Origin of the sequence: Woronichinia naegeliana WA131 (assembly GCA_025370055.1) — a bacterium.
Taxonomy (GTDB): Bacteria; Cyanobacteriota; Cyanobacteriia; order Cyanobacteriales; family Microcystaceae; genus Woronichinia; species Woronichinia naegeliana.
In genome coordinates this window covers 3015251-3033263 of sequence record CP073041.1, presented here as the reverse complement: position 1 = coordinate 3033263, position 18013 = coordinate 3015251, and the positions used below count along the sequence as shown (strand labels likewise).

15 protein-coding genes and 6 pseudogenes are annotated in these 18013 nt (G+C 39.4%); 10 read left to right on the top strand and 11 right to left on the bottom strand.

Annotation, left to right across the window (positions count from 1 at the left end; translation table 11 throughout):
- Positions 1-3: 3 nt before the first annotated feature.
- A complete protein-coding gene (locus tag KA717_15460) occupies positions 4-348 on the bottom strand; it encodes a hypothetical protein (protein ID UXE63823.1) in 345 nt (114 codons plus the stop codon).
- A 1014-nt stretch (positions 349-1362) separates the two neighbouring features.
- Here KA717_15460 and KA717_15455 point away from each other — a divergent pair.
- The 3 genes from KA717_15455 (at position 1363) to KA717_15445 (ending at position 3835) form a co-directional block, all read left to right on the top strand.
- The gene (locus KA717_15455; GenBank protein ID UXE63822.1) at positions 1363-1797 is read left to right on the top strand and encodes a hypothetical protein; all 435 of its coding nucleotides are present in this window, start codon (positions 1363-1365) and stop codon (positions 1795-1797) included.
- A gap of 347 nt (positions 1798-2144) precedes the next feature.
- Positions 2145-3551: a TGS domain-containing protein gene (locus tag KA717_15450; protein ID UXE63821.1), complete on the top strand. Its 1407-nt coding sequence runs from the start codon at positions 2145-2147 to the stop codon at positions 3549-3551.
- A gap of 32 nt (positions 3552-3583) precedes the next feature.
- Positions 3584-3835 carry a hypothetical protein gene (locus KA717_15445; protein UXE63820.1) on the top strand — a complete coding sequence of 84 codons (252 nt, stop codon included), beginning with the start codon at positions 3584-3586 and terminating at the stop codon, positions 3833-3835.
- 134 nt (positions 3836-3969) lie between these two features.
- Here KA717_15445 and KA717_15440 read toward each other — a convergent pair.
- Positions 3970-4335, bottom strand: a pseudogene (locus tag KA717_15440) (transposase).
- Positions 4336-4539: 204 nt separating this feature from the next.
- On the opposite strand from KA717_15440, the gene KA717_15435 reads away from it, so the two are divergent.
- The 3 genes and pseudogenes from KA717_15435 (at position 4540) to KA717_15425 (ending at position 6681) form a co-directional block, all read left to right on the top strand.
- Positions 4540-4734 (top strand): transposase, encoded by a 195-nt coding sequence (locus KA717_15435; GenBank protein UXE63819.1) that lies wholly within the window; start codon positions 4540-4542, stop codon positions 4732-4734.
- Positions 4735-4751: 17 nt separating this feature from the next.
- Positions 4752-5927 (top strand): IS4 family transposase, encoded by a 1176-nt coding sequence (locus tag KA717_15430; protein UXE63818.1) that lies wholly within the window; start codon positions 4752-4754, stop codon positions 5925-5927.
- 16 nt (positions 5928-5943) lie between these two features.
- Positions 5944-6681: pseudogene (locus KA717_15425) on the top strand (IS4 family transposase).
- Between the two features lie 14 nt (positions 6682-6695).
- On the opposite strand, the pseudogene KA717_15420 reads toward KA717_15425, so the two are convergent.
- A pseudogene (locus KA717_15420) lies at positions 6696-7693 on the bottom strand (IS5 family transposase).
- Positions 7694-7834: 141 nt separating this feature from the next.
- Between KA717_15420 and KA717_15415 the strand changes: the two are divergent.
- Positions 7835-8542 (top strand): hypothetical protein, encoded by a 708-nt coding sequence (locus tag KA717_15415; protein UXE63817.1) that lies wholly within the window; start codon positions 7835-7837, stop codon positions 8540-8542.
- On the opposite strand, the gene KA717_15410 is transcribed toward KA717_15415, so the two are convergent.
- The 4 genes and pseudogenes from KA717_15410 to KA717_15395 form a co-directional block, all read right to left on the bottom strand.
- A complete protein-coding gene (locus tag KA717_15410; GenBank protein ID UXE63816.1) occupies positions 8534-9667 on the bottom strand; it encodes an IS4 family transposase in 1134 nt (377 codons plus the stop codon). The genes KA717_15415 and KA717_15410 overlap by 9 nt on opposite strands.
- A 29-nt stretch (positions 9668-9696) precedes the next feature.
- On the bottom strand, positions 9697-10824 hold the full coding sequence (locus KA717_15405) for an ISAs1 family transposase (protein ID UXE63815.1): 1128 nt from the start codon (positions 10822-10824) through the stop codon (positions 9697-9699).
- A 48-nt stretch (positions 10825-10872) separates the two neighbouring features.
- Positions 10873-11121, bottom strand: coding sequence for a hypothetical protein (locus tag KA717_15400; GenBank protein ID UXE63814.1), 249 nt, complete (start codon positions 11119-11121; stop codon positions 10873-10875).
- A 188-nt stretch (positions 11122-11309) separates the two neighbouring features.
- Positions 11310-12378 (bottom strand): annotated as a pseudogene (locus KA717_15395) (IS4 family transposase).
- A 156-nt stretch (positions 12379-12534) separates the two neighbouring features.
- Between KA717_15395 and KA717_15390 the strand changes: the two are divergent.
- A pseudogene (locus tag KA717_15390) lies at positions 12535-12804 on the top strand (transposase).
- 364 nt (positions 12805-13168) lie between these two features.
- On the opposite strand, the gene KA717_15385 reads toward KA717_15390, so the two are convergent.
- The 3 genes from KA717_15385 to KA717_15375 all read right to left on the bottom strand — a co-directional run bounded on the left by KA717_15385 (position 13169) and on the right by KA717_15375 (position 15205).
- Positions 13169-13438: a hypothetical protein gene (locus KA717_15385; GenBank protein ID UXE63813.1), complete on the bottom strand. Its 270-nt coding sequence runs from the start codon at positions 13436-13438 to the stop codon at positions 13169-13171.
- A 471-nt stretch (positions 13439-13909) separates the two neighbouring features.
- Positions 13910-14509 (bottom strand): hypothetical protein, encoded by a 600-nt coding sequence (locus tag KA717_15380; GenBank protein UXE63812.1) that lies wholly within the window; start codon positions 14507-14509, stop codon positions 13910-13912.
- A 255-nt stretch (positions 14510-14764) separates the two neighbouring features.
- The gene (locus KA717_15375; protein UXE63811.1) at positions 14765-15205 is read right to left on the bottom strand and encodes a hypothetical protein; all 441 of its coding nucleotides are present in this window, start codon (positions 15203-15205) and stop codon (positions 14765-14767) included.
- 378 nt (positions 15206-15583) lie between these two features.
- Between KA717_15375 and KA717_15370 the strand changes: the two genes are divergently transcribed.
- Both KA717_15370 and KA717_15365 read left to right on the top strand, forming a co-directional pair.
- Positions 15584-16054, top strand: coding sequence for a hypothetical protein (locus KA717_15370; GenBank protein UXE63810.1), 471 nt, complete (start codon positions 15584-15586; stop codon positions 16052-16054).
- 211 nt (positions 16055-16265) lie between these two features.
- Positions 16266-16777 (top strand): annotated as a pseudogene (locus KA717_15365) (transposase).
- Positions 16778-16819: 42 nt separating this feature from the next.
- On the opposite strand, the gene KA717_15360 reads toward KA717_15365, so the two are convergent.
- The gene (locus KA717_15360; protein UXE63809.1) at positions 16820-17974 is read right to left on the bottom strand and encodes an ISL3 family transposase; all 1155 of its coding nucleotides are present in this window, start codon (positions 17972-17974) and stop codon (positions 16820-16822) included.
- Positions 17975-18013 lie beyond the last annotated feature (39 nt).

Below are 18013 nucleotides of genomic sequence, written 5' to 3'. Positions count from 1 at the left end.
GGCTTAGTTATCCTCAGGGAATAGCAATAATTTAATAGCTTTTGCCGAAAGATAGTAAACCCTTGGTTCAAGAGTACTTCCTGTGACTTGACTCTCTACCCAGCCAGCCTTTTCCAATCCTTCTAATTCTTGGCCAATACCTTGTCCTAAGCGATTAGTTTCAATCTCAAAACGGCTGAGGGTTGCCGTTCTTAGCCTGAGTAGTTCTCTCAGGATAACATATTGGTTACTTGTTAACCCACGACGATTTAACAAGTTATTATTCAGAATAGATGGGCGATCGCCCGACGATCGCCGATCACCAGATAATTGCTCGTTTACAGTGATGTCTTGAGTTTGAATTGTCATAGTTTGTTTGACACCTCCTTCGTGTCCTAAATCAAGTATATCAGTTAGAAAATATTTGGAGAATATTTCTTATGTTGTTTTGAAGCTAAATACAAGAAATTAAACCCCTGTATCCAAGAGTTTAATCGTCCTTACAAAGATAATAAGCGAATAACGGACATTCATTGCTCTAGTGTTCTTAAGACGATTTACCTCTCTAAAAAGTCAGAAAACAGAGAAAAAGGGAAAAAATAGAGGTTAGAGCCGAAATGAGATAGATTTGGTGTGCTTCATCAGCTTTAGCTCCATATAACACTAAACCGACCAGCATTTCAACCAACTCAGAGTGAATCTCTTTGAACAGCAATCCAAACATAATAGCGAACCTCATTCTAATTTTAATGATGATCAGAACTAGTAAAAGAACAATGAACAGGGAGCCGTAGATTGTGGGAAGACGACGGGGGTAAGTGGTCGCCAATATTAAAAAGGCTACTTGCAGTGATGATTGTGGTGGTCATGGTGGTCAGACCACCTCGGAGAAAGACCACACACAGAGTCATAAAACATTTCTCAGAGGGAATTTTATTCATGGCAGGATTAACCTCATCAAGACATTTCTGGGGGGGGATTTTATTCATGGCAGGATTAACCTCATAGAAAGGCACGAACGATGATCAACCACAACTCCTCGACTAAACACATCGTAGCCCATTCCTAATTCAGTGTCAACATTTGGAGGTAAAATTCCTTAAGTGGATTTTGCTTGGTTCCGTGTTCAGAGTCTTCGCTGGCTTACGAAAAATGTAGATCGCCACGAAATTCGCAAATACAATGTCAGCCTTTATACCGCAATATTTGTAAATAGCCCTTATAAAGTGGCAAGATGGGAGTAGATTAGGTTTTTTTTTTCCTAATCAGCTTATAATTTTGTCTTAGCGGCAAGTCCGACAAGCTTTACACTGTGAGCTTTACATCTGTTGCAGACTTTCCACTTATGTACAACCGACTGGTTGAGGAGAATTAAATTCAAAAATGTCTAATCCTAATCCACGCATAGAAAACTTGGCACGAGGGCGTGGCCAAAAGCCCAAATTAGGTCATCAGTCTTATAAATTCAATATTAGTCCTGAAGATAAAGACCGATTAGAAACGATTGCCGAAGCTTATAGCTGTATTTACGCAGACAAAGGTTCGATTTCTGCCCTGTTAGCTAAAATTGCTAGAGGCGAACTAATTATCGCCCCATCCATCTCCTATGTCCCGATTCAGAATAACGCCACAGGCGATCAGGAACGCCAGAAAAAACGAAAACGAGAACGAGTTTTAGACCAAGATTTACTTGACAGAAATAAGCGAAAATCCTCTGGCGGAGGACATCCTGAGAACAACCATTCCCAACAACAGGATGAACTTTTGAGCCTCGACAGACTCGAATCATTAGTAGAGGCATCATCTTACGCGAATTGATGACGTTCCCGTTATTTCCATTTTTTTCCATGTACGAGATTTGTGTAGATGCTATCCTGACCTAGATCGGGTTAGCATTTTTTTAAAAGGCTGTTTTTGTACTGGATAACACACTTTTTTGATAGTAACTGGGAGAGTATAAATTTGTTGGGTTTGTAAAAAATCATCTTCTGGTTTAGTCAAAACCTTAATAAACAAGGCTTTTCTTTGATTTTTGGGGCGATAAGCAAACGTCTATACGGTTCAAAAGCAAAATTCCCTTTTTTCTTCGACTGACATCCTACAAGCGAATCCATACAATACTAAACAACAAATTAAATTTTAACTGTGCCAGTTATTTTTGCATCATGCACTATCATCACATCGTTACCAGTTTTTCTCCTCTACTAGACCTGTTGCTTGAGCCAGAACAGTCAGATGAACGTATTGATCGACTGAAACAGGCGGTTCGAGCGGGAGAACCTTACATCGAAGTTTCGCCGATTACTATCAATTCAGCCATTCGCTATATTGAGCTAGAATATCCCAGTCTTAATGAACAAAAAAGACTGACCTGTGAATTACTCGATTGGGTTCGGGTTAATTCAGAGCATGGTATTGAATACCAAAATATTTTAGAAGAAGCGAATAATTTACGCCCCTATCCAGATAGTCTGGCTTTTGAAGATATTGTTAACCTGGTATTTGCCAAGGAAATTGGCGGCGGCTCAGTCTATCTAACCGGCGAGTCTGTTGTAATGCAACAATTTATTGCGGATAAAAATCTCGGATTAGAATATCAGGATTTACAAATTTTGGATTTGGAATCTTTGCCCGAATGGTTAGACAATAATTCTCTATTTAGTCATCCCAGGGATTTTATTATCGTCAGAACTCCTGCGGGGGATGAGATAAAATTACGAATTGATCCTCATACAGAAAGGTATCCTACCCCCGTAGATTTTGCCTATGGAATACATACAAACATCGGCCATCGCTGTCAAGGAGCTTTCGTCAACGGAAAAGAAGTACCTCTTAATACACAGTTACAAAATAATCAGGTTGTGCAGATTATTGAAGGTTTTAACAAATGTCTTGATCGCGCTTGGCTAGAGTTTGTCACAACAAAAAAAGCGAAGGAAGAAATTCGCAAATGGTTCAAAGAAAAAGATATTGAGAAGGGCATCAAGATTTTAAAACAAGAATTTGCTGATCTGTATTCTCTTAATGGAGAAATCTATCTTGAAGCGGCTCGACAACTCCATTACAAAAATACTCGAACATTACTAAAAAGTCTAGGTGCAGGACAAATTAGTATTGATAAAATAAAAAGACAAATTGAATTGGAACTCAAAAGAAAAGGGTTTACCATTGCTAATAATAATGTCTTGGATACTCTACCTGCTATTTCAGGTATTGATCCTAATCAAGAAATTATTTTGGCATCCTGCTGTCTTCCTTTGCCCCAGGATGGTGAAATTATTGGCGTTGTTAGTGAGCGCAATCTTAAGCCATTACGAGTTCACCGTCAAGACTGTCTTAATCTGAAAAATATCAAACCCGAACATCAGAAAATACTACAGTGGAATTGTCAGTTTTGTACGATTAAAATTCAGGTGACAATGAAAAATCGCTCTGGTATTTTAATGAGTATTTATGATAAATTAACCGAACTTTTTGGACGAAATTTCAATGTTTTAAAAGTAGATGCAGCTGGACGTAATCCCGCCACTCTGGAGTTTGATGTTCTCTGTTCAGAAGGGTGTGACCTTTAGTTGATGAAGGAAAAGAAAAGTGTTAACATGGGATGAAAAGTGACAAAGAGGAAACAATGATGACAGCAAAACTAATTAATGTAGAGGGTTCAAAGATAAAAATAGAACTAACATTAGAACTCAGTCGTTCAATGTTGGATACAGAAATAAATATTCAAAAAGGCTTAAACGAAGTAGGTTGCATCGCCAGCAAAGAAGCCTTGAAATATTTAGGGCTTGCTGAAAAAGTCAAAAAACGAAAGAAATGTGGGTTAGGGAAGTATGGACTGAAAAAGCATAGATAACTTATCCTTATGGAAACAAATCAAAATACAGATTTTGTTTAATCTATTGTTCCTTTCTGTCTAAAAAGGTCAACACAAATCACTCCTCACAAAAGAGAGGAAAATTAACACCATTTTTCACAAGAAAAACGACTCTACAACTTTTTACTTTTTGTCTTCTGAAGTAGAGTAGAAAGATTCATTACCAAAAAGTTCATCGCAATTACCGTTTCCGAGGTCTCAGGTAGTTTGGCCATCACTCGACCAAGACTAAATTTCCTCTTTCCCTGTCCGAATTTACCCTCAATGGCATTACGCACTCTTTCATCTGAGCGTGCCTCTTTCTTTTTTTCTTTGCTCACCTCTTTCGGCGGTCTTCCCAATCGGGGACCACTCATTCTTATATCCCTTTCTTTACAATAAGCTCGATTCGCTTTTGTTCGATAGATTTTATCCACATGAACCGATTCCGGATAACATCCTGTTTCCCTTTTATATTCTTCTATTCGCGCTTGTAAATCTCCCTGACTTTTCCCGTTAAGTCCAAAATCCAGCAATGCAAACTTCTAGAGGCTTTATCTGGCAAGGGTTTGAGTAATGATTCTCTTGACAGGAAAAAAATATTCTGAAGCCATCATCCCGCTTATCGTTCAAATTTCAAAAACAAAGGATGAAGGGAGTATGAGACTGTAAAATGGAGAAAATCTTAAAGGGCAGGTCAAAAAATGTTGGAATGGTGGACAAAAAACTTTGCCAGTTGTGAATTGGGAGACGAGAGGCTAAACAATCGTGCCTTCTCGATTGGGAAAAAGTTAAGTGAGGGGTTTGGAAAAGCCTTATCAGAAGTGTTTAAGGGAGGAAACGAGTTAAAGAGGGCCTATGAATTTTTGGGAATCCGAAAACAGACTTTGTCAAGATAATAGAGCCGCACTGTGAAATGACAACTGCCGCCGTAGAAGAATATAAGATAATGCTATCAGTCGGAGATACGACCTTCTTAGATTATCGCAATATCAAGGAAAAAAGGGAAGGGTATGGGCCGACTGGAAAAGGAGGGAATGGATTAATACTGCATAGTGCTTTAGCAATTGAGCCAGAAAAAGGACAAGTATTAGGTTTATTATGGCAAAAACTGTGGAATAGGGAGGTAAAAGAAAAGCCCCCAACAGATGAAACGGCGAAGCAGAAAAAAGAAAGACAGAAAGAACAAAGAAAAGCAGCTCGTCAAAGACCATTTGAGGAAAAAGAATCCTACAAATGGGTAGAGGCTCTAAACACCTGTGAGAAACAGGTAGAAAGTTCAACGAGGGTAATTCATGTATTTGACAGAGAAGGAGATGTTTCAGAAGTCTTTGACTCAGTGCGTCAACTCAAGCATACAGGAGTGCTGGTCAGAGCGTCTCATAATCGTAGTTTAGACAAAAATAGTGAACGACTTTGGCAACATTTGGAATCAGAACCGATTCGTTTTCATCAAGAAATCGAGATTCCGAGTACAGGAAAAAGAAAAGCACGGAAGGTTAAGCTTGCCGTCCGATTTTGCTCAGTTAATCTACGAACTCCCTATCGTTTTGATAATCGTGACCCGTTGAATGTCTATGCTGTTTATGCGACAGAAATCGATTGTCCCGAAGGCGAAACTCCTTTATCTTGGATGCTTCTGACTACAGAAGTTGTTGAGACTATTGAGATGGCTGTCACTATTCTTCGTTGGTACACCTACCGATGGCGGGTTGAAGAATTTCATAAAGTCCTTAAGTCTGGTTGTCAGAGTGAGCGTTATCGACTTGCCTCTGATGGAATGAAAACTCTTTTGGGTTTTTTAAGTGTCATTGCTGTTGAACTTTTACACGTTACTTATCTTCATCGTACCCAGCCCGATGCTCTCGCGATTGAAATTCTTAATCCTCTTCAACTTCAGGTGTTAAAAGCAGCCGCCTCTCAAAAACTTCCCCCTATTTTGACTGTTGCTTGGGCTGTCGAGTCTGTTGCTTTTCTTGGTGGTTATCTTGAACATCGTCGTAAAACTCCTCTCGGTATCCAAGTCCTTTGGCGCGGTTGGTTGAAGTTGCATGACCTTTGCCAAGGCTGGCAGCTTGCAATCCGCACTTAACGGGAAAAGTCAGAAGCATACAGGAGTGCTGGTCAGAGCGTCTCATAATCGTAGTTTAGACAAAAATAGTGAACGACTTTGGCAACATTTGGAATCAGAACCGATTCGTTTTCATCAAGAAATCGAGATTCCGAGTACAGGAAAAAGAAAAGCACGGAAGGTTAAGCTTGCCGTCCGATTTTGCTCAGTTAATCTACGAACTCCCTATCGTTTTGATAATCGTGACCCGTTGAATGTCTATGCTGTTTATGCGACAGAAATCGATTGTCCCGAAGGCGAAACTCCTTTATCTTGGATGCTTCTGACTACAGAAGTTGTTGAGACTATTGAGATGGCTGTCACTATTCTTCGTTGGTACACCTACCGATGGCGGGTTGAAGAATTTCATAAAGTCCTTAAGTCTGGTTGTCAGAGTGAGCGTTATCGACTTGCCTCTGATGGAATGAAAACTCTTTTGGGTTTTTTAAGTGTCATTGCTGTTGAACTTTTACACGTTACTTATCTTCATCGTACCCAGCCCGATGCTCTCGCGATTGAAATTCTTAATCCTCTTCAACTTCAGGTGTTAAAAGCAGCCGCCTCTCAAAAACTTCCCCCTATTTTGACTGTTGCTTGGGCTGTCGAGTCTGTTGCTTTTCTTGGTGGTTATCTTGAACATCGTCGTAAAACTCCTCTCGGTATCCAAGTCCTTTGGCGCGGTTGGTTGAAGTTGCATGACCTTTGCCAAGGCTGGCAGCTTGCAATCCGCACTTAACGGGAAAAGTCAGGTAAATCTCCCGATTCGTTGTAATTATCCCAACTTAATTTGTCTAAGAAGACAAAGCCATTCACATTACTTGCCGATATTTTAGCTCCAAACTCTACTGCTTTTCCCGCTTTTCCACGCACTATTGGACGCACGTGAGGTTGGCTTACACTCACAATTCTGTTTTCTACTTTATTTGTCTTTTTTCATACATTTCTAACTGTTGCTCATACACTTTTCCTATCGTTACAAGCTCTTCTTGCTCTTTTTTCGTTAGTTTTTCTAACTTTGCTCCCTCTTCTATCATTTTTTCTATATCAGACAAGTTTCTTTTTATATATCCTAGTTGTTTTTTTGTTCCTTTTCTTCTTTCTTTTTTTGACACACGACGTTTTTTTGCTATGGCTAAGTACTCTTTTCTTGCCACTTCCCTATAAGTCCTCGGCTTTTCTTTCCTTTTCTCTTTTATTTCTTCATACAGCTTATCTATTATTTTTTCTGTTTTTTCTCTGGCATCATTCAATATTCCTATATCCGTTGGATATTTTATATCTGCTGGTGTACAAGTCGCATCTAACAATAACTTTCCTTCATTTTCTTTTTTTTCTGACGCTACACCCGTCGCTTTTTTTTCTATTTCTTTATTAATTTTATTTATTAATTCCATTCCTATTTTTTTACGAAAATGAACCATCATTGACGCATTAAATGCTTCTTTGCTACTATAGCTTTCCATTCCTATAAAGTACTGTAAATAAGGGTTCTCTTTTATTTGTTCTACTGTTTCTCTGTCACTTTTTCCTGAAATTTCTTTGATAATTAATGCTCCTAATGCCATTCTAAATGATTTGGCTGGGGCTCCTTTTTTTTCTGTGAAGTTTTTTGCATATTCTTCCTCATATTCTTCCCAGGGAATCATTTTTGACATTTCTATCCAACGATTTTCTTCGTCTAACTGCCCGCCGAACAGATTTTTCAAGTTTTCTGGTGTTTCAATTGAGTACTGTTGCTTTCGGTACATCTGCTTTCTCTCTTCTTAATGCAATGGTTTTGAGGCATTCTACCCTATTTTCGTGCATTCTAGCGGTTCTTAATTCGCCTACTATTTTTCTCCGTAAAGGTTTCAGCTTTTTTCAGCAAGCCCTACTTCGCTTGTGGAGCAGTGCTCAAAAGTTTTCGCCAAAATGCCTTGCATCTCATCACCCGAGTGCGTTGCTCTACAGTGGCATATGCTCCCTTTTCTTCCGTTCCGACCTTGAGGGGGAAAGGACGACCACGGCTTTGGGGGAGTTCAATAAAACTAGAAAGCCTGTTTGCTCTTGTGGAGGATTTTCCCACCGCTAAAGTCTGGCTCTATGGTCAACAAGTCTCCGTTTCTTATCAGTGCTTTGAGTTCCACTGGGATAGTCCCCATCAGCTCGTTAAGTTTGTCCTCACCCAATTGCCCAACGGACAAAGACTGATTCTGCTTTCTACTGACCTCTGTTTGACTGGACCTGAGATTATTGCCGCTTACGGTCTCCGATTTAAGATTGAAGTCACTTTTCGTCAATTAATCCATCTTTTGGGCGGCTTTGCCTATCGTTTTTGGCTTAAGGCTCTTCCTACTTTACCGACCTGGCCTAGCAATCTTATCCTCCCTGACTATCCCCAAACTGTTCAGACTCAGATTTTAAACAAAGTAGAAGCCTTTGAGCGTTTTGTTAATCTTCATGTCATTGTTCTCGGCTTACTTCAAATTCTTTCCTTAGAGTTACCCCAGGGGATTTGGGCTAATTTCCCTCGCTGGTTTCGGACTCTACCCTCCCATGGCTATCCTAGTGAACGCATTGCTCAACTAGCCATCCAACATCCATTGGTGTCAACTTAAAAGAATGGGTTCCCAAATTTGTTGATTGAGAGCGGCCTTTTCTCGATGTCGCTTTCTCTCAGCTTTGACCAAACCAAATAACTTAGCACGTTCAGCCAGATAGATTACTGTATCAGGCTTTTCTCCTCTAGCAATAGCCTTCGCTACATAGTATAGACTCCGAAACACCATCTCTACTGAGATTTTTTCTTTCGGTTGATTTAGAGCAATCGCCACTTCCCCTACCAATTGATTTAAGACCGTATAGAAAATCAAAGTGCAAATAATCTGGATTTGGACACCATTCTTATTCCCTACCCATAAATAGGCTAGTCCTAAAAGTCTTTTCGTTAATAAAAAGGCTTCTTCGATTGTCCATCGTCTTCGATATAAATCACAGACCTCTTCGGCGGACAGTTGTTCGGGAGACAACACATTTGTTAAATACTGATACCAGATTGTTCCCCATAATACTGAGACTAATCTCACCGGATGCTTGCAAGGATTAGAACGGTAATTTCCCATAATGATAATCTCATCTCTGTAATGACTACCTTGAGACAATACTTGTTTGGTTTTGTAAGATGTACCCGCTCTAAATCTGGTTAGAAAAAACTTTTTAGCTTCTGTTAACAAATCAAACCACACAAAGCTAAAAAATCCCATATCTACGAGAATTAAACCATTTTCTGGTAATTTAGCTGCCAATTCTTCACACCATATTTTATCATTTGATTTATCATTTTCTGTGTACCATAAAGTAACGGGTCTTTGGGTAAAGGCTTCCACTACCATCATTATTTTACCCCCCAATTTACTCTTTTCTTCTTTACTTATTTTCATATTTTTCCTTATCTGCTCTAGCGTTGAGCCATCTGCTATCCACACTGCACTAAACTTTTCTCTTATTTTTTCCCATTTTTCTCCTACTTGGAGCTTCTTCCCTTTTTCGGCTGCTTTTTCTAACACTTCTTTTAGTAATATTGCAAATATTTCGGCTGGCACATTCATCATTCTTTTTGATACTGCCTGTTTGCTTACTTTTAATGATGCTACCCATAGCAATCCCTCTTCCTCTAACAGTCTTACCGCTTCACTTATACCCGCTATTTGACGATACACTATACTTAACACTAATGCCACCATTACTGGTAAATTTACAGGGCAAACGCATCTTATCCGAGTAAAACCTTAAGGAGATAGTCCTCGTCCCAACCAGCGCGTAGCCGTTTATTCTTGATACCAAGTTTCAGAGTATTTTCCTTTGTGAGCAAGTTAAGAGCGATATGGCGTAAGACGGCTAAATTCTCAGGAGCAAAATCCTTACGAATGCGACAAGCATCCTCGTTGAAGGCCAAGTCTAGAACCCAATGTAAAGAGTTTTCTATCAACCAATGACTACGAACAGATTGGGATAATTTTTGAGCATTACTCGGCAGGCTACTGATATAGTAGCGAGTCTCATACTCTGTTTTGTCTTTCAATCGTCTCTCCGCTTTAATCATACAGATGCTCGTCAACTTTGCCCATTTCTCCCCACCCAGCAAAAATTCTGTTTGTTCCATCGTCCAGCAACGGCGAATTTCAATCCGTCCATGTCCCTTGTCTATTGTTTGATGAAAATCATGCTTAATTCCCACAAAATTAACCGATTGAGCATGAGCAAATAATTGTTCAACATCCTCACATAAATTACCTTGATTGCCTTTCAATGCCAAAACATAATCTCCCCCTCGCCCTACTATCTGTTGGGCAATCTTTGTCTGAGTTCCCATGGCATCAATCGTTACGATACAACCTTTGACCTCTAGCATTTTCAGGAGTTTAGGAATCGCCGTGATTTCATTCGATTTGCTTTCCACCTTGCACTGTCCTAGTACTAGACGATTTGCTGTTGCCCATGCACTTACCATCTGAATTGCGCCCTTTCCGTTGGCATTGTCATAGGAGTGGCGAAGGGTTTTGCCGTCAATCGCTATCACTTCTCCTTCACTTACCTCCGCTATACTTTTGACCCAATGCAGAAAACAGTCTTGAAATTGCTCTGGATTCAGACTAGCAAATACACGCGCAAACGTATCGTCGGAGGGGATGCCATTCGGCAATTCCAAAATTTTTTTTAGCCATTGATGTTTAGCCTTGCCGAAACTTTCCATGGCTACCCAACCTTCTGCTCCACAAATGACGGCTAAGATGGCAATCGTTAGAATATCAATGAGTTTATGCCGTTTTGTTCGTTCGATGCGAGGGTCATCTATTTCGGCAAAGTGTTCTACCAGTCTATATTTGGGTCGGAGTTTCATCGCTTTTGTTTTCTATGCACTTTCCCTTATTTTCCCTTATCCATCCCTCTATAATGTTCTTGTATCTGTATCATTTTTAGATGCGTTCGCCCTGGGTAAATTTAATACCCTATCTCTCATCATTTTCTCATGAGTTCCCTGTAAATATTTTAATGGTGTAAACATTGTGGGTTCTAGTAATTCAAACAACTCTTTTGTTATTTCAGGGATTTCTACCCCTGGCTGATTTGTCTTACGACGTAAGTCTGGGTTTCCTTTTCTCCGAGGATGTTGTCTTGCCATTTGTTTTTTGCTCACTTTTTTATATACTAACCTTTTTTTCAGCCTACTCTTACTTCCGCCTGCTTTTAGGCTAATCTTTTGTGAGTAGGCATTTTGGCTTAAGTTGACACCAATGTCCAACATCAAGCCCCAATGATTTTTCCTCAAAGTCCACCTAGTCTGCTTTTGCCTAAATTCCTTGCCGCTAAACTTGACCCTTTTCCCTAAGTACAGGACAAAAAATGTAGGGAGTCGAGAAAAAGAGAAAAATTGGGTAGAGAAGGATTAAGAACAAGATGACGAAGATGGTCAAAACCAAGACGAAAAAGACTCTGCGCTAGGCGACCATGTTTCTTGAGGGGAATGGGATGAAGATGATGAATTGCTAGACCAGTTTTGAGAGACCAAGCCAAAGCTAAAGTCAGTAAAGCCAAAAGCTTACGAAGACGCTTGGGGTCAGTAAAGTGAGTAGATTCCAAGCAAAAGCCACGAGTCTTAAAGATGCCAAAAAGGGTTTCAATGCCCCAACGCAGGGCATAATCGTGAATAAGACCTTGGGAATCGGGATGTCCAATGACGATGAGTAGAGAATTATCAGGCAAGCGAAGAGCCTCTACAGAAACAGGATATCCCCAAACCCGACAACTCCCTTGAAGACGTTGAGATTCACTCTTTTGCAAGATGGGCAAAAATGACTTTGGCGGCCAAAAGCTTGCCATTGTGCTCAATCTTGTCCGTAGCCCGAATTCTCAGACAGAAAGCCAGTAGCGGTTCGAGCAGAAGATAGCGAAGCCAAGCCTGACCAATAAACTCACGGTCGCCACATAAACAACGAATCAGGGCGGTGGGAAAAATCTTGAGCATCTCCTCGATAAAACGCATTCGTTCATCACTGTTAGAATTGCCCTTTTTCTTGCTAAGCATCCACCACAAGATGGGAATGGCTACTCCTTCATGGACAATGCCGACAGTGAGGATATTATAACCATGACTGCCAAACTCCCAGGTTGTGCGGTCAATACTTAATACCCAAGGTTGAGGGATATCCAGCCAACTGACTACAATACGGGCAATGTGATGGTAATCCAGCTCAAATCCTGAGAAAAAGCGTTGTAAGCGTTTGTAATGAGAATCCACCAATGCCCGACCTTCAAAACCCAGAGCCAATTCTTTAAGGTTAACCGTTTTCACTTTGAGGAGGGCGAGTAAGAACAAGGCTAGGAAGGAGAGTCTGGCACCATGCCATCCCAAATGGGGTTTTAGGGCTTGTTTCAATGCGTTATATTGGTTCATGGGTTTTCTTACATTACGTTCATCTTCCATGAAACCCCTTTCTCGTATACTTTTCAAGCCTTTTGTCCTGTACTTAGCCCTTTTCCAAGTCCTGATAGACTTACTTTGGCCGCATAGTCATTACCTTCTCTGCCATCCATAAACTTCCCACTGTCCAGTTATTGTAAAGAAAGGGATATAAGAATGAGTGGTCCCCGATTGGGAAGACCGCCGAAAGAGGTGAGCAAAGAAAAAAAGAAAGAGGCACGCTCAGATGAAAGAGTGCGTAATGCCATTGAGGGTAAATTCGGACAGGGAAAGAGGAAATTTAGTCTTGGTCGAGTGATGGGCAAACTACCTGAGACCTCGGAAACGGTAATTGCGATGAACTTTTTGGTAATGAATCTTTCTACTCTACTTCAGAAAACAAAAAGTAAAAAGTTGTAGAGTCGTTTTTCTTGTGAAAAATGGTGTTAATTTTCCTCTCTTTTGTGAGGAGTGATTTGTGTTGACCTTTTTAGACAGAAAGGAACAATAGATTAAACAAAATCTGTATTTTGATTTGTTTCTATAAGGATAAGTTATCTATGCTTTTTCAGTCCATACTTCCCTAACCCACATTTCTTTCGTTTTTTGACTTTTTCAGCAAGCCCTATTTAGAATCAATGTAATGCTCTATTTAGTGATTGATCAAGTTTGTTTGCAGGTTACTGACTCTCTAAGAGACCGAGATTCGAGGAGGGAATGCAAAAAAACTCAGAGATTAGGTTAATATCTCTTACACCCATAAAAACAAGATCGTGTCTGTATCCTATGTTACCGTTTGAATTTGGAATTGCTGATTGATGACACGCCCTAAGGCGTATAAAAATAATGTCTCTTGTAATCCTGATAATTTCTTTTCCCAATTCAATATTGTTGTTTTCGCGTAGCCGAATACTCGGGCTGCTGCATTTAATCCTATTCCTTCCATTCTGGCTTTTAATACTTTTACAATTTCACTTAATGGGGTTTCTAAGCCAGCGATTACGCTACCATAAGTCTCAGCAAAACAAGAACTACATTCTTGACAAATGAACATTTTACGTTCCCCGTTACCTTTCGTTTAATAATGAGAATGTATTTTTACTTTTTCACTATAGCAATGAGGACAGTTTTTCTTGAATAAGGCATCCTCTTTCTCTTGGCACAAGCCAACATCATTCAGGATTTCCATTGAGCTTTTCTTCAATATTGACATTGTTTTCTGCTTCCCTCTTCTTTGATATAATGACAATAATAATAGTATAATAAAAACGGGCCGATGTCTAGTCTTAAACTATTTTTCTATTTTCTCAAAGCCTTACACCATAAATTTTTCCAACTTTGATCAGACGATACCAGTTTCAATAATTCGTTGATAGTTTTTCCTGTGAAAAGGGATGATAAGACTTCTGTGATAACATCAGGCATAATCAACGAAAAATTTACAGCAAGGAATTTATCACACCTCAAGATGGCAGGGCACTGGTATCGTCTAGCTAGAAGCTATAAACGTTGCAATACGAGAGGTTCAAGAAATCAGGCGAATTTGGAGTAAGTCCTCCCAAGTTAACCCTTTTTCAATTATACCGAGAGCTACAGCAGGAACTTCTCTAGTAGTAAAATGGCTGCGAACAAAGTTATGAACCATCCAGAAAATATCTAGGACTCGCTGTAATCCCACAACAGATTTAGCATAAGTATTTGTACGACGACGAAAGGCGGCTAAATAGCGTCGGATAGCACTATTAAATGCCTCAATGTGATTGGCATGAACATCCTTTTCTTCTGGTTTTTCTGTTGTCTCTGGATGTTCTGGTTTCGGAGTTTCTACTTTCTCTAGTTTACCCGCAGAATCTCGACGTTTACTACTCTTATTTTTTAATCTTACCACAAGACCCTTCGGTAATACTTTGGTGGGACGACCTCGCTTTCCAGTCTTCAATACTTCGTGACAAATATCAAATAGCAATTGACTATATCGCTTTTCCCCATCTGTAAATAGCTGGAGAGATTCTGCACTCCTTTCAAATAATTCCGCTACCGTCATCATTGCTTCTAGAAATAATTTCTGCTCTTTTCGACCACATTTTAAATGCCAAATAAAGCGGCTAGCCCTTACCATGAGCACGATTGTCCACCCCTCAGAGGCACTTGCTTCTTCATTTTTTCTAACTTTTGTATATAGGGTCTGCTGAAAAAGTCCACAAAACGAACCTAGATGCCACAGGACGCGAAAAATGGTGACTTCAGAGAGTTGTTTCCAATTTCAACCCCCAGTTTTCCAACGACGTGCATGGGCTTTGAGCCTCCAAAGGCCATAACCTTGCACCTGATCGTTTTTAAAATGCTTGAAAGCATTATCTGGCAAGGGTTCTATACTTATTCAACAAGCCCTATATAGTTCATCCCCTTCTATTACTAATTTAACAAATTCATTCACTAAGGCGTATAAAAATAATGTCTCTTGTAATCCCGATAACTTCTTTTCCCAATTCAATATTGTTGTTTTCGCGTAGCCAAATACTCGGGCTGCTGCATTCAATCCTATTCCTTCCATTCTGGCTTTTAATACTTTTACAATTTCACTTAATGGGGTTTCTAAGCCAGCGATTACGCTACCATAAGTCTCAGCAAAACAAGAACTACATTCTTGACAAATGAACATTTTACGTTCCCCGTTACCTTTCGTTTGATAATAAGAATGTATTTTTACTTTTTCACTATAGCAATGAGGACAGTTTTTCTTGAATAAGGCATCCTCTTTCTCTTGGCACAAGCCAACATCATTCAGGATTTCCATAGAGCTTTTCTTTAATATTGACATTGTTTTCTGTTTCCCTCTTCTTTGATATAATGACAATAATAATAGTATAATAAAAACGGGACGATGTCTAGTCTTAAACTATTTTTCTATTTTCTCAAGGCCTTACACCATAACTTTTTCCAACTTTGATTCAGACGATACCAGTTCCAATAATTCGTTGATAGTTTTTCCTGTGAAAAGGGATGATAAGACTTCTGTGATAACATCAGGCATAATCAACGAAAAATTTACAGCAAGGAATTTATCACCCCTCAAGATGGCAGTGAGAAACAAGACTGTGAGCAAAATGCGGCTAAACGCTGGATAGCGAGCCATTCGTCCTGGTTTGAAGGCCAGGCCATCACCCTCTTAGGGGACGACCTCTATAGTCGCCAACCGATGGCTGAACATTGTTTAGAGTACAATTACAACTTTATCTTTGTCTGTTTACCCACATCCCATCCAGCTCTCTATGATTGGGTCGCTTTCATGGAGGCGAACGGAGAAGTTAAAACTACTCAACAACGAGTTTGGAATGGGCGCTACTTTGAAATTTGGGACTATCGTTATCTCAATCAAGTCCCTCTGCGCGAACAACAACCCGTCTTACTGGTCAATTGGTGTGAGGTGACAGTTAAGCGCGAGTCGGATGGTCAACTTCTCTATCGCAATAGCTGGATTACCAACCACGACCTGACTCCTCAACGGGTCATTCTGGTCTGCTCTGCTGGACGCAGTCGTTGGCGAACCGAAAATGAGAATCACAATGTTCTCAAAACTCGGGGCTATCATTTAGAACATAATTTTGGGCATGGTCAGCAACATTTGTCCTCTTTTCTGCTGACCCTCAACCTTCTGGCTTTCTTATGACATACCGTTCTCCATCTGGTCGATGAACGCTATCAACGGGCTCGGATTCAGCGATCGCCAACGTCAAGGCTTTTTTCAACAGCAATTAGGGCTTGCTGAAAAAAGCTGAAACCTTTACGGAGAAAAATAGTAGGCGAATTAAGAACCGCTAGAATGCACGAAAATAGGGTAGAATGCCTCAAAACCATTGCATTAAGAAGAGAGAAAGCAGATGTACCGAAAGCAACAGTACTCAATTGAAACACCAGAAAACTTGAAAAATCTGTTCGGCGGGCAGTTAGACGAAGAAAATCGTTGGATAGAAATGTCAAAAATGATTCCCTGGGAAAAATATGAGGAAGAATATGCAAAAAACTTCACAGAAAAAAAAGGAGCCCCAGCCAAATCATTTAGAATGGCATTAGGAGCATTAATTATCAAAGAAATTTCAGGAAAAAGTGACAGAGAAACAGTAGAACAAATAAAAGAGAACCCTTATTTACAGTACTTTATAGGAATGGAAAGCTATAGTAGCAAAGAAGCATTTAATGCGTCAATGATGGTTCATTTTCGTAAAAAAATAGGAATGGAATTAATAAATAAAATTAATAAAGAAATAGAAAAAAAGCGACGGGTGTAGCGTCAGAAAAAAAAGAAAATGAAGGAAAGTTATTGTTAGATGCGACTTGTACACCAGCAGATATAAAATATCCAACGGATATAGGAATATTGAATGATGCCAGAGAAAAAAGGTTCTCCTGAACAAAGAGTGATAATTAAAGCTTATCATGAAAAGCAAGCTAAAAAACGATTTCGCATATTATCAAAGTTCATAAATCCATAAGCTTGACGCTTGATTAGTTTAAGACGATTATTGATGCCTTCCATTGCCCCATTCGTCGTTCGACTCAAAAAGTAGTTACAAATAGAGTCCAAATTCCTACGAATTGTGCTAATTACATCTGTATAAATGCTCTTTGCATTCTCTAACCATTCTGTAAATTTTAATCTTCCTTCTTCCTTATCATTTACTTTTTCATATATCTCTCTAAATGACTCTTTATATTCATACGCTTTACGCAAACGAGCAGATTGCTTTAACACCAATTCTAGTTTTTCTAACTCTTCCTCTTTTAGGTCTTCTTTATTTTTTAATAATAGCCACTTTTCTCCCTTGATTTTTACATTCAATTTTGTCTGTTTACGGATTTTATTCAATTCTTCATTCAACGCCTTCATTACATGAAATCTATCTGTTACAATTACTGCATTCGGAAATACTTTTTCTATTACTTTAGGAAATCCTCCCCACATATCTACACTCACTTGTTCTACTCCTTCCCTCACCTCTAATTCTTTCTCCATCAGCACTTCGATGATTTTATCTTGTTGATGACTATCTATCACTTCTATTAATTCTCCTTTCTCTATATCTCCTAACACTGTTACAAAATTCTGATGACCTTTTCGTTTCGCTATTTCATCCATCCCGAGGTGTTTTACTCCTTGCCAATCTTTTTTTTTAGCTTCACATTGACGTTGGTAAATTCCATTCACTTGATCCCATGATAGAGATTCCTCTCTACCTACTTGTTCCACACTGCTCACATTTACTCGTCCATAAATATATTCTTCATACCTCACTGTGTATTTCCTACGGGCTTCCATAAATTCTAGATTTTCTGTAAAAAACCTTTGACAATCTTTACAGTAAAATTTACGACGAGGGACTTTCAGATATACCATTTGACCAGAGATAGACAAGTCCCTTACTAATACACTGTTCGTCTGATGTAATTCATCCGTTAAGCTACCACAATAATTACATTTGACTTCTTCCTCTTGACAACTCAGTATTAAAAACGCTTGTTTTCCCTCTTGAATCACATTTCTTATGTTTACCTTTGGCAAATCTACCAGATTTTCTAGAAAAAATAACATTGATGCCATCCTCATATAGTGTATCTTATTATACATCTT